Source organism: Variovorax paradoxus (assembly GCF_024734665.1).
Lineage (GTDB): Bacteria > Pseudomonadota > Gammaproteobacteria > Burkholderiales > Burkholderiaceae_C > Variovorax.
The window spans coordinates 4,192,596-4,205,453 of record NZ_CP102931.1 but is presented as its reverse complement, the minus strand read 5'-3'; the positions used below and the strand labels follow the sequence as shown (position 1 = coordinate 4,205,453).

The 12,858-nt window shown below is 58.4% G+C and carries 9 protein-coding genes; 3 read left to right on the top strand and 6 right to left on the bottom strand.

Going from position 1 to position 12,858, the window contains the following annotated elements; translation table 11 throughout:
- The first annotated feature begins 390 nt into the window (after positions 1-390).
- Genes NWF24_RS19905 through NWF24_RS19895 form a run of 3 tightly spaced genes read left to right on the top strand, consistent with a single transcriptional unit; the run spans position 391 to position 6,429 of the window.
- A complete protein-coding gene (locus NWF24_RS19905) occupies positions 391-3,159 on the top strand; it encodes a class I SAM-dependent DNA methyltransferase (RefSeq protein ID WP_258350027.1) in 2,769 nt (922 codons plus the stop codon).
- Positions 3,156-5,219, top strand: coding sequence for a DEAD/DEAH box helicase (locus NWF24_RS19900; RefSeq protein ID WP_258350026.1), 2,064 nt, complete (start codon positions 3,156-3,158; stop codon positions 5,217-5,219). The genes NWF24_RS19905 and NWF24_RS19900 overlap by 4 nt, the downstream gene beginning before the upstream one ends.
- Positions 5,212-6,429, top strand: a complete 1,218-nt coding sequence (locus NWF24_RS19895; protein WP_258350025.1) for a GIY-YIG nuclease family protein — start codon at positions 5,212-5,214, stop codon at positions 6,427-6,429. The genes NWF24_RS19900 and NWF24_RS19895 overlap by 8 nt, the downstream gene beginning before the upstream one ends.
- A gap of 29 nt (positions 6,430-6,458) precedes the next feature.
- On the opposite strand, the gene NWF24_RS19890 is transcribed toward NWF24_RS19895, so the two are convergent.
- From NWF24_RS19890 to NWF24_RS19870, 6 genes are all read right to left on the bottom strand, one after another.
- Positions 6,459-7,079, bottom strand: a complete 621-nt coding sequence (locus tag NWF24_RS19890; RefSeq protein WP_258350024.1) for a DNA-binding protein — start codon at positions 7,077-7,079, stop codon at positions 6,459-6,461.
- Positions 7,054-8,241 (bottom strand): XRE family transcriptional regulator, encoded by a 1,188-nt coding sequence (locus NWF24_RS19885; protein WP_258350023.1) that lies wholly within the window; start codon positions 8,239-8,241, stop codon positions 7,054-7,056. Before NWF24_RS19885 ends, NWF24_RS19890 begins: the two co-directional genes overlap by 26 nt.
- A complete protein-coding gene (locus NWF24_RS19880; protein ID WP_258350022.1) occupies positions 8,238-9,632 on the bottom strand; it encodes a 7-cyano-7-deazaguanine synthase in 1,395 nt (464 codons plus the stop codon). The genes NWF24_RS19885 and NWF24_RS19880 overlap by 4 nt, the downstream gene beginning before the upstream one ends.
- On the bottom strand, positions 9,629-10,198 hold the full coding sequence (locus NWF24_RS19875; protein ID WP_258350021.1) for a hypothetical protein: 570 nt from the start codon (positions 10,196-10,198) through the stop codon (positions 9,629-9,631). The genes NWF24_RS19880 and NWF24_RS19875 overlap by 4 nt, the downstream gene beginning before the upstream one ends.
- A 359-nt stretch (positions 10,199-10,557) precedes the next feature.
- Complete coding sequence (locus NWF24_RS34275; RefSeq protein ID WP_375338396.1) at positions 10,558-10,707, bottom strand: 3'-5' exonuclease; 150 nt, start codon at positions 10,705-10,707, stop codon at positions 10,558-10,560.
- Positions 10,708-10,781: 74 nt separating this feature from the next.
- Positions 10,782-12,656, bottom strand: coding sequence for a 3'-5' exonuclease (locus NWF24_RS19870; RefSeq protein WP_258350020.1), 1,875 nt, complete (start codon positions 12,654-12,656; stop codon positions 10,782-10,784).
- Positions 12,657-12,858 lie beyond the last annotated feature (202 nt).

Below are 12,858 nucleotides of genomic sequence, written 5' to 3'. Positions count from 1 at the left end.
GCTCGCCCTGGATGGGGTTAGCCCCGCTCGGTCGGCATTGCATCTAATCGTCCGCAGCGCGGCGTCGGAGGAGCCCGGGGGGCTGACCCTGGCAGTGAGTATGTCGGAGGCACGAAGCGGCACTAGCGACGGGCTACACTGAGGGTAGCATGGTGCCTGCGAATCGGGTTGGGATCGCTTAAAGCGAAGTTCGAGCGAAGAGGGGTGGCGAAGGCGCGGTTGTGCGCATGACTTACCATTGATGTGCTAGTCGTCGCACGCGCACGTACGGGCCGGTCAACGAATGAGCCGTATTGTGCATCTCCGACCCGCGGTGCAGATTCGGTGGCCACAGCCGTTCATTACTTGAACGACATACTCACCCAACATTTACGCCTTAGGGGCACATAGTTGAACGCCGTTGAGATAGAACAGGCCGTCACCGATCTTGCGGAGCAATCGTTCGATGGCGAGAATTTTCCATATGCCTTTCTTGAAGCCTTCGGCAACAAGGCGACGACGATCCAACGCCTGCGTAGCGGTGCGACGAACAAATCCGATCTCGGCGGCGTTCTCCAAACTAACAACATCCACATTGCCTCCTGTGACGACGGCCAGGTCACGAAGACGCTCAGGGCGCTGAAAGACAGCCCGGCAACCGTCCGGGCAAAGGCGAAGTTCATCCTCGCAACGGACGGCGCGGATCTTGAGGCTGAGGACTTAACGAGCGGGGTCACGGTCGCCTGCGCCTATAAGGATTTTCCCGATCATTTTGGGTTCTTTCTGCCGCTTGCGGGCATCACCACCGTCCGGCAGATCAGCGAGAACGCCTTTGACATCCGGGCGACCAGCCGCCTCAACCGCCTCTACGTCGAACTGTTGAAGGACAATCCCGAATGGGGCAAAGCTGAGCGCCGCCATGACATGAATCACTTCATGGCGCGACTCATCTTTTGCTTCTTTGCAGAAGACACCGACATCTTTGTTGGTAGGGGGCGTTTCACAGAAACTATCGCCCAGATGAGCGCGAAGGACTCATCCAATACCCATGAGGTGATCTCCGAACTGTTTCGCGCGATGAACACGAAGCCCTCTGAACGCGAGGGGCTGGAAACTCCCCGTTGGGCCGATCCCTTTCCGTACGTGAATGGGCAGTTGTTCTCTGGTAGTGTGGAAGTCCCGAATTTCAGCAAGATTGCACGTTCCTACTTGCTCCACGTTGGTGGGTTGGACTGGACCAAGATCAATCCTGATATTTTCGGGTCAATGATTCAGGCGGTCGCCGACGATGAGGAGCGAGGCGAACTGGGGATGCACTACACCAGTGTCCCCAACATTCTCAAAGTCCTTAATCCGCTATTCCTTGATGATCTGCGCGCGCGGCTGGAAGAGGCTGGTGACAACCCCCGTACCTTGCTCAATCTGCGCAAGCGCATGGAGAAAATTCGGATCTTCGACCCGGCCTGCGGCTCCGGCAACTTTCTTGTCATCGCTTACAAGCAAATGCGGGTCATCGAGGCCGAGATTAATAAGCGGCGCGGCGAGCCCGACCGCAGTTCGGAGATCCCGCTCACGAACTTTCGCGGAATCGAACTGCGCGATTTCCCGGCAGAGATCGCGCGCCTCGCACTGATCATCGCCGAATACCAATGCGATGTGCTGTACCGGGGGCAGAGGTTGGCCCTCGCCGAATTCCTGCCCTTGCGCCACGAAAATTGGATTACCTGCGGCAATGCCCTGCGGCTCGACTGGCTAAGCATCTGCCCACCAACGGGTACTGCCGTAAAGATGCAAGCGGACGACCTGTTTAGTACCCCGCTCGATCAAGCAGAGATCGATTTCGAGAACGAAGGTGGCGAGACGTACATCTGTGGGAACCCCCCGTACCTTGGAAGCCAGTGGCGAAGTCTTGAGCAGCAATCAGAGATGGAGGCGGTGTTTTCACCCCATACTGACTCGTACAAGGACCTTGACTACGTTGCAGCGTGGTTTCTCAAGGCGGCTGAATATGGTCAACAGGTGAACTGCGATGCCGCACTAGTCGCGACGAAATCGATCACTCAGGGCCGCCAAGTCTCTATGCTTTGGCCTCTGATATTTGAGCGTGGCTTTGGAATTAGATTCGCTCATCGCCCCTTCACCTGGAAGAATATGGCTGCGAGAAACGCAGGGGTGACTGTGGTGGTTGTTGGAATATCGAATTCACCGATTTCAAACAGGTACATCTACGAACAGGAAACAAAGAAGTCTGCACGAAACATCAATGCGTATCTGCTGGACGGACAGGACGTCATCGTTTCGCAGCTCAGCAAGTCCATCAGCGGCCTTCCAACTATGGATTATGGGAACAAACCTTCCGACGGTGGGCATTTGATTCTGTCGATCGACGAAAAAAATCAACTAACCAAAGACTACCCGGAGGCCATACCACTTCTTAAGAAGCTCGTTGGTTCAAGAGAGTTCACCTCTTCTAGTAGTCGATGGTGTCTATGGATTGAAGATGCTCAGCTGCAACAAGCCATGGCCATCCCACCCATCGCACTTCGAATAGAGGCAGTGAGAGCTGCGAGACAAGGGAGCAAGGGAAAACAGTCGCAGGATAAGGCTGATCGTCCGCACCGATTTGTCTATACACCTCATCAGGATAAAGACGCACTGATAGTGCCGAGTATCACTAGTGAAAACCGAGAGTATTTGCCGGTTGGATTGACGGACCCTGATACGGTCATTTCTAACAAGGCCGCAGTCATCTATGACCCGCCGCTGTGGACACTCAGCATGGTTGCAAGCCGATTACACGCTCAATGGATTGCTACGGTATGTGTCCGTATGCGCACGGACTTCTCATACTCGAACACCCTGGGCTGGAACACATTTCCTGTGCCGACACTTACCGACAAGAACAAGGCGGATCTCACGCGTTGTGCCGAAGAAATCTTGCTCGCGCGTGAGCATCATTTTCCGGCGACCATCGCTGATCTCTACGGTCCTGACAACATGCCCGACGACTTGCGTGCCGCGCATGAGCGCAATGATGAAGTACTGGAGCGCATCTACATCGGTCGCCGGTTTAAGAACGACACCGAGCGGCTGGAAAAGCTGTTCGACCTCTATACCAAGATGACTGCTGCGGCTGCACCGGTCAGCGCCAAGAAGCGCAAGACGAGGGCATACGCATGAACGACAAGAACAGATCCATCCCTTCGGTTTCCGTCACCTACGCTCGCAACGGGTCGTCCACCAACGCCAATGCCCTCGGGATGCGGCCGATGCAAGAGCGCGTCTATGAAAAGCGCGGGGAGCAGTATCTGCTTATCAAGTCGCCGCCAGCGTCAGGCAAGAGCCGCGCGCTGATGTTCGTCGCGCTCGACAAGCTCCAGAATCAGGGCTTGAAGCAAGTTATCGTTGTCGTACCGGAAAAGTCTATTGGCGCGAGTTTCAACGACGAGCCGCTGTCGGAGTTTGGCTTCTGGGCCGACTGGCACGTCGAGCCGAAATGGAACCTATGCAACGCGCCCGGCAACGACAGCGACAACGGTGGCAAGGTGAAGTCGGTCGGCACGTTCCTCGAAAGCACTGACAAGGTGCTGGTCTGTACCCACGCAACGTTTCGCTTTGCTGTCGATGCGTATGGTGTGGAGCGGTTCGATGACCGGCTGATCGCTGTAGATGAATTTCACCACGTCTCCGCAAACCCTGACAACAAGCTCGGCCTGCATCTTGGGCGGTTCATTGCACGAGGCCGCGTTCACGTCGTTGCGATGACCGGCTCTTATTTCCGGGGCGACGCCGAGGCTGTACTCGCTTCGCAGGATGAATCGAAGTTCGACGCCGTTACCTATACTTACTACGAGCAGCTCAACGGTTACCAGTACCTTAAACAGCTCGATATCGGCTATTTCTTCTATAGCGGGCCATATATCGATGACATCCTCGATGTCCTCGACCCCGCCGAGCGGACGATCATCCACATTCCCAACGTCAATTCGCGCGAAAGCACGAAAGACAAATTGCGAGAGGTAGAACACATCATCGAGGCGCTGGGTGAGTGGCAAGGCAGCGACGCCGCAACGGGCTTTCAGCTTGTCAAAACACCGCAAGGTAGTGTGCTTCGCATCGCCGATCTTGTTGACGACGACCCCACGAAGCGCGACCGCGTTTCTGCTGCACTTAAAGATCCAGCGCAGAAGAACAATCGGGACTATGTAAACATCATTATTGCGTTGGGTATGGCGAAAGAGGGGTTCGATTGGATTTGGTGCGAACACGCACTCACCGTCGGCTATCGTGCCAGCCTTACCGAGATCGTGCAGATAATCGGGCGCGCGACTCGTGATGCGCCCGGCAAGACCCGCGCGCGATTCACAAACTTAATTGCCGAGCCTGACGCTTCTGAGGAAGCCGTCACTGAGGCTGTCAATGACACTCTCAAGGCCATCGCCGCGAGCTTGCTGATGGAGCAGGTTCTCGCGCCGCGCTTCGAGTTCAAGCCTAAGAACCCCGAAAGCGGCCCCGCTTTGGGTTTTGACTACGGTGACGGCGGTTACGACCCGGAGAGGTGCAATGTTGGCTTCAACGAGCAGACGGGGCAGTTCCAGATCGAAATTAAGGGCCTGATTGAACCCAAGAGCAAGGAAGCCGTTCGGATCTGCCAGGAAGACCTCAACGAGGTAATCGCTACCTTCATTCAGGACAGAACAACAGTCGAGCGCGGCTTATTCGACGACGAGCTGGTGCCCGAGGAATTGACCCAACTTCGCCTAGGCAAGATCATCAAGGACAAGTATCCCGAGCTTGATGTAGAGGATCAGGAGGCAGTCCGGCAGCACGCCATTGCTGCCCTCAATTTGACGCAACAAGCCAAACAGCTTGTCTTAGGCAATGACGGCGCCGAGCCGTCAGCCAACACAGCCTTGATCGATGGCGTGCGCCGGTTTGCGATGGACGTGCGCGAGTTGGACATTGACCTCATCGACCGTATCAATCCTTTCGGCGAGGCCTACGCCATCCTTGCCAAGACCATGAGCGAGGAAAGCCTGAAACAGGTCGCGGCGGCTATCTCCGCCAAGCGCACGAACCTGACGCCGGAAGATGCGCTCAGTCTCGCCAAACGCGCAGCGCAATTCAAGAAGGAGCGCGGCCGTGTGCCTGCGCTCGATTCGCAAGATGTATGGGAGCGACGCATGGCCGAGGGGGCGTCGGCCTTCATGCGCTTCAGGGCGGAGGGGCGCTATGAGTGATCCTGGCCTCGACGAACTGGCGGCAGAACTTTCCGACTTCGCCGCGCCTGAGAAAAAGGGCGGACGTCCCCCGCGCGAGGAGCGCATCATTGCTGGCTTCGAGGAGATTCAGCGGTTCTTTGAGAAGCATGGCCGTGTACCGCAACACGGGGAAGAGCGCGACATTTTCGAGCGGTTATACGCCGTGCGCCTCGATCGTTTGCGCGCGCTTGCGGATTGCCGCGCCCTGCTTACACCGCTGGATCATCAAGGATTGCTTGCGGGCGCGTCTAGCGTCGCCGCAACCGAGGAGGCTATCGACGTGGACGAGCTGGCGGCCGAACTGGCGGGCGCAGCCGGCGCTGAGGACATCACCGTCCTGCGTCATGTTCGTACGAGTACCGAGAAGCGCGCCGCCGAAGAAATCGCGCAGCGCCAGCCATGCGAAGACTTCGAGACGTTCAAGCCGCTCTTTGATTGCGTGCAGCGCGAGATCAAGGAAGGCATCCGCGAAACACATGCCGTCCACAAGCTGGACGAACTCAAGCTGACCGAGATTCAGCAGGGTGAGTTCTTCATCGTGGAAGGCCAGCTCGCATACATCGCAGAGGTGGGCGATGACATTCGGACGAAATACGAACGTCGGGATAGCCGCCTTCGCGTCATCTATGACAACGGCACCGAAAGCGACGTGCTGCAACGCTCGTTTCAACGCGCCCTTTACCGCGACGAAGCGGCGCGACTCGTCATCAATCCCTCCGCCGGTCCGCTGTTCTCCGATGAAGTATCGGAAGACGACCAGGAGAGCGGCACGATCTACGTTCTCCGCAGCAAATCGGACCTTCCCATCGTCGCTTCCAACCGCGACGTGCTGCACAAGATCGGGGTGACGGGGCGCAGCAATATTGCCGCGCGCTTTGCCAACGCGAAGAACGAAGCAACCTTCCTGCTAGCCGACGTGGAAGTCGTCGCCACCTACGACCTCTATAACATCAACCGCGTCAAGCTCGAAAACCTGATCCATCGCGTATTCGATCCGGCCCGCTTGGACATCGACATCAAGGATCGATTCGGCAAGCCCGTGGTTCCGCGCGAGTGGTTCCTCGTACCGCTGTTCGTTGTCGACGAAGCCGTCGAGCGCATCAAGGACGGATCTATCACGCAGTACATCTATGACCCGGACTCCGCCAGGCTGGTAGTCGCCGGACGCCGCAGCGAAAAATCCCACTAGCGCAGCATACGTATTCGGGGCTGTACTTCTTATGCGTTTCTCGCGGCCTGACGAACAATTTCTGGAAGACACCGGCAGGCCGCAGTGCGCTCGTTCCCGATGAGGTTGACCACCCAGTTCATATGGTGCGGAGGCACACGCATGCGTGCGGAAAGCAACGCTTTATGAAGCGCATCGGCCAAATGTGGCAACCCAAGCGACTCCTGTACGGCTTGGTGTGAAAGCAGATCAATGGTGCTCTTCAGGGTGACGTTCGGAAACCGGTTCGAACAAAGACGTGTTGCTTTTCGCTCGTCAATGACCGCGCGGGCCTTTGCATCGATTGCATACGCGATCGTTGCAGCTTCTCCGTCGTCCAGCGTTTCCGCACTCGCGCCGACGACCAGACTTTCGAAATGTTGAAGCGCGAACTCGCCAAGGCTGGCGATGGTTACGGCGTCGGCCTTGGCGAGGTCGGCGAGCATTGCCGCGTCGCCGCGTCCCTTTGACCTGCCGTACTCAAGCTCACCGACGACGACATCAACCACGGTGACTCGATGAGGGAGTGCCCGAAGAATTTTTTCGGCACATCCAGTTGCGTTCAGGTTTATGACGATGCTTGTGTCGAGGACGAGCAGTTCGTTGTCAAGCAAGAAGGGTTGGGGCTCCATCAGCCTCTTCCTCCTGACCTTCCATGTCATGAAGCACTTCGCGCAACTCGACCCGGTCGAGCTGCAACAGACGGGCGAGCTGTCCTTCGCTCAACAGTTCCTGCCGATAGGTTTCGGCCGCAAGGAGATTAAGCCTAAGGGTCGTGGGCCGATTCGCCTCGGCCTTTTGCGGGTCCAAAGCCTTGAGGTCGCCAAGAACCTGACTTGCCTGTTCGTCCGTGATTCCACCGTTCTCCGAGAACCAATCCCAGGTTCCTTTCTTCGTGAGGCCAAGTTCTTCCATGCGCCGCACCATTGCCTCCCGGGACACGCCAAAAAAGTGGGAGAGGACGATGACGTGGCGCCGCGTAAGCCGGGACGAGCCGGCCGTCACTTCCTGGAATTTCTGCCTTACGGCAACGGCGGGCGTCATGAATGACCTGCCAAACGCATTTGCATAGCGCTCTTCCCGCGAGTTTTCGGGTTCGTCTGCATGAAGCACTTCCGGGGTGTTCCGTACTGAAATGAAGTGGCCCAGTTCGTGCCCAGCAGTCTGATTCCGTCGCTCTCTCGGGTGGTTGGCGTTCAACAGGATGCATGCGCCGAGCGTTTCGTCGTAGGCAAAGACACCCGAGACCGATCCATCGAAGCGCCTCACATAGACGCGAATTCCTAGCTCCATTTCCAGGAGAGTCACGACATCGATTGCGGGAGCGAAGCCCAGCCCGAGGCGTTGCCTGAGTTCAAGGGCATCCTGCTCCGCCTGCATTCGGACATCGCCGGACAGGATAGGGCGTTCGGGAGGGTAGTTGCGTGAGCGCTTTATGCCGAGTAGATTTTCCAGTTCGACTTCGGCGCGCGCGAGATTGGCAAGAAGTTCAGTCGCCTTGGTTGCTGCTGAGTCTTCGCTGCCAAGCAGTTTGCGAAATCGCGGAACGAGATCCACGTGAACGGCCTCGCGGCGAATGATTGCGTTCACTGAGGTCTGATAAAGCTTCGATAGCCGCTGGAGCTCATCCATTTTTACGCGGCGCTGGCCTTGTTCGATTGCGACAAGCGTCGTACGCGCGACGTTGATCGCGTCCGCAGCCTGCTTTTGCGTCAATCCTGCCGCCTCGCGCGCAAGTCTTATTCGTTCGCCCAGTTCGGCGACGGGGAGCTGACTGAGTGGAGAGTCGGTCATCGCCGCGGAACCCAGTCCGCTATGAACGAGTTCGGCCCGAGGTAGCCAAGATATTGCATCCATTCACTTTCATGTTTGTCGAGCAGTCGATTAAGAGAGGTTCTGACCTCTGCCGCCGGGATCGAGCGGGATCGACTGAGTTGAGAGACCGCAAGGTCCAGCGTTCCGTGGTTTGCGGGCGACGACCTGATGGTCGCGAGATGGTCGAGATGCAAGGCACCCGCGATGGCATATTCTCGATGCGCGCTCGTGATCCGATTGAATGCAGAAGCGGCACCGGCCTCAAACGAGCTTGCCGACAGGTTTTCCCATACATAGGTCTCGGGAACTTCCTCAAGGCCTGCCGCATGAACACTGAGCCTTCGCAAGAAACAGGCCGCGCAAATGCCGCATTGACGCTTGCGCCCGGCAACCGAGGAGTGCCGGTTTTGTTGCCAGCATGACCAGGTGGTGTTCCAGGACGAGCCGTCCTCGCACTCACGGGCAAACGCCGCGAGCGTCTCGCCTTTCGTGCTCCAAAGTCTTGGGAACACGAAATGAAACTCGCGACCGAACAAGCCCTTGAGCAGCTTCTCCATTCGCTCGGTAAAGAGCGGATGGGTGCGATAGTCCTCGTAGGCTTGGCCGACGGGAACGAGCGCAGGACCGAGCGAGCCTTGGCCGCTTTCAGTCACGATGATTTGGTCGGCTTTGACCATGTAAGCCGCAATCCCACTGATCATGGAGAACTTGAACCCTCTGGAACGCGCGCTGGATTCAACAAATTCACGGGTCCTTGGTTTGACCCGATAAGGAATCGACGTAAACGGCTGCTTCATGCCGGACGTTCCCGTGACGGGCCGGAACTCTTTCGACCCTAGCCGTACCCTTATCAGTCGGTCTCCCAATTCGCGGTGCATGAGACCGGCAACGGCTCTGGAGTCAAGGCCGTCGCTGAAAGGGATGACCGCGCTGCAGTCACCCGGGATGTCGAGCGACGCTTGCTGTGGTACGAACGCCTGGGCCCGCCGTGCGACAAAAGAAAGCGTCCAGCGATCCCCGGTCAAGAAGTCGAGCGCATCCTTCAGGGGTAGGGCGACAGACCGTGCATTCCAGCGCTCGGGATCGTGGACGGGGACCCGCAATTCAATCTCGCGACCCCAGTGGTGTGCCTGCCGCTTTTGGATGCGGTCGCAAAACTCGGCGGCGGCCGTAACGACGAGGGCGTCGAAAATGACCGGCTCCCACTGAGCGAGGCAGTAGCTTTCCAGGTGTTGCGTCGAGAACTCGAGGTCCCCGCCGATTTCGCAGGTGATACGTCCACGGCGCGCACGTTCACCAGCTTCGGTCACATCGACCCTCACGTTGGCGCCTGCATGTTCCTGCGACGTAGCGCTGACTTTTGCGGTCATAGTGACACCCCGTCATCGAGGGAGGTGTGCTTGGTGGGGCGCAGGCCGCTTACCTTTGACTCCAGCCCCGAGCATTGCTTGGCGAGCCCGCTGAAATCAGCCGTCGCAATTGCTCCTGCAATGCGCTCGCGGACTTGTCGGGTGAGTTTGCCGGAGGCCTGACGGCAATAGTGCTCTTCTATCTGCCGCGCCGCTCTAGCCGCATATGCATGGAGCGCCCGCTGGACCGTTTCTCCCAGAGCAGTTTCGCCGTGCATCCCTTCCGCGAGCACCACAACGGCATGTTCCGTCAGCAAACGGCCCAGCCCGAAACCGGCAGCGTTACTGGAGAGCGCTTGTGCCTGCGTCGTCTGGCCATCGCCGAACAAGCCGGGCTCGCTGGCAAGGAATACGTCCCGTAGGCCCTTGGATACCTGGGACGGAACCTCGCTGGCCCAGGTACTCGCGAGGGCGCGCATCGCCGCAGTAGCCGTGTCGGTCGGATCGAAATTGGCATTTTCTGCAAGCTTTGCCAGCCGTTTCCAGGCCCGGGACATCGGCAAGCTTCGATATGGTCCGTCGCTCATGAGAACCTCCAGTGTCAGAAGATTAGCAAAAAATATATGACAATGTCAAATCTAAAGGCGAGGCGTCGCTTTGACCTGTCCTCTTCAATCAGCTTGGGCTCGTCAGGCTGCTGATGGAATGGCAGCCGCAAACGGAAATTCGGGGGGCGGGTCCGTGGTGTTCTGCAGCGCCTGCCGGCTCGGTGGTCTTGTAGCGGCCCCTAGCGGCGATAGCCGCTCGAAGCCAGCCTCACTTCTTTAGTGAGGCTTTCACGGCCTTGCTGGTCATGAAGCGCGATTCCTTGGTGAACGTCTGGCGCGCGTGTCGGCTCCACATCGGGGCGTGGTGCAGACATAGGCACTGTTGGTGCGCGTGACGGCTATATTCGGTAGCCGGCGTTCCTCGTCCAGTTGCTCTTTTGACTCTGGGTGTCGGGGGGTACGCCGCCCGTCACTCCGATCACGAAGATATAGTCCCATTCCATCCCCTTGGCTTGGTGAATCGTCCTGACGGTGAGCGTGCTGCTCAACAGCTTCGACCACCCGAATCGGTTCGAGTAGGCGTTCGTCGAGCAGGGCTCTTCCCAGCATCCGCTGCTTCAGCTCAAACTGCACATTGCAAGGCGGCCTGCACCCCCGGCTCGACGAGAAAACGGCTCAGCTTTGAGTATTCGCGGCGGACGCCACTTACCTTGATTGGCGAGTGGCCCAGCCAAATCCGCTTGCGTGCGCGGGTGATAGCTACGTAGAGGACGCGGCGCTCCTCGTCCAACTTTTCAACCGTCGTCGAGCGGCGATCGGGTAGCACACCCTCTGTGACGCCAATCACAAAGACGTAGTCCCACTCCATGCCCTTCGCGGCATGGATGGTGGAGCAGGTAATCGCGCCGGTGCCGGCGATCTCTTGGATATGGACGCTCATCTCTGCGGCGCACGCGAAGCGTCGGGACAGAGGCTCCCATCGATTCAATGCGTTGCGTAGCACCTTGTTGGCGTTGACACCGCCGTGAAGCCTCAAGTACGCACGGACGCAAGCTCTGTATGCGCCCTCCGTGTTTTTTCCGCCGGTGATGTTGAGGAACTCGTTAACAAACTGGTCCCACTTCTCGAGCTTCGGAAGAACCATCCGCGTGGTCTTGACATTCGGGTCGGCACCGTAGTCCTCCGTGGCGCCGGATAGATCGATCAGCCAGGCTGAATCGTCTAGGCCCAGCCTATCGCGCATCTCGGCCTCCAATTCGGCCGTCATGCGGGCACGGCGACCGCCGGTGCTGGCGTCAAGGCCGATCCCATAGTCACGCAGGTCCTCGAACTTGTCGACTAGCCACAGCACATCTAGGACGGCCTGGTAGTGGCCGTCGGATCCGGCGAGCAACGTCGCTACGTTGCGGGCGGCGAGTTCCTGTGCCAAGGGGTGGAGAACGGCTCGCGTGCGACCCAACAGCGCGATTTCGGAGGGCGGCACGCCCCGTCGCAGCAGTTTGCTTACGCGCTTCGCCACGGTGCTGGCCAGGGTGCGTGTATCCGACGCCTGGATCAACGCCGGAGCTGTGCCCGTCTTGTCGGTCTTGATGGCGGGTGGATCTAAAGGCGCAGCCACGGCTTGAGCAAGATCTGCGATCTCGGCTGTCAGCCGATGGGACCGGCGCAGCACGTGTTTCTTCGACTCATCGTCAACCAGCACGACGCCAGCCTCGACCAGCGCTCGACGAAGCGAGGTGTACCGGCCGCCCGCGAACCCGTAGATCATCTGCAGGCGATCGCCCAGCACGGCCGTGGTCTGCACTCGTTGGGCCAACCCTGCAATCAGTTTGGCCTGGGTGGGCGTGCAGTCTTGCCATTCGTCGACGATCAGGTGATCGATCCCTAGTTCTTCGCCAGATAGTTGGGCCATCAGACAGAGACCCAGCCGAAGCATGTCGTCGTAGTCAATCGCGCCGGACGAACGCTTGTGATCTTCGTAGGCCTGATCGCGGGTCAATTTGGCGGTCGAGGTCTTGGAGCGAACAGCGGACCTCCTTGCGGATCCCTGCTTAGCTGCGCAGAAACTCGCACCCGTCTTCCCAGCGTGAGAGCTGCCATCGATCCGTTCGAGGATCTTGGTCAAACGGGAGGGATCGACAACCGCGGGAACTGCACGATAGCCAAGACGACGGTGGTGACGACGAATCAGGCCGTAGAAGAGAGCATGGATAGTAGACACGTTGACGGTGGCGTCCTTGCTGGTCCTGCCGTCTTGTTCGACCCTGCCGGCGCTGATGTTGACGTCGGCGGCCTGGAGGCGTTGCCTGAAATTCACGACCGTGGCGTTGGTGGCCGAAAGGATCTGAATTCGGGCAGCGGGATCCTGGTTGAGAAGATGCTTAACGCGAGCTACGGCGGTGGTGGTCTTGCCACCACCGGGGACGGCTGTGACTTCGGTGAATCTGTCCGTGCTACGGATGACGCGGCGCATGGCCCTTGTGGTCTTGATGGGCACGATGAAGGAACTCCTTGAAAACGCTGATCGATGAAGTGAAGGGCGGCAGCTCTTGGCATCTGCCGCCTCTTTGGCCTTCGCCATCCTTCTGATTGAGCAGGATGGATGGGGCACTCGATGTAGTGTTTCGGCCGAGAAAGTGAGGTGTTTTGGCCGAGGGTGGAGGTGCGAAAAGTGCTCTGAATCGCATGAAAAAGGGCCC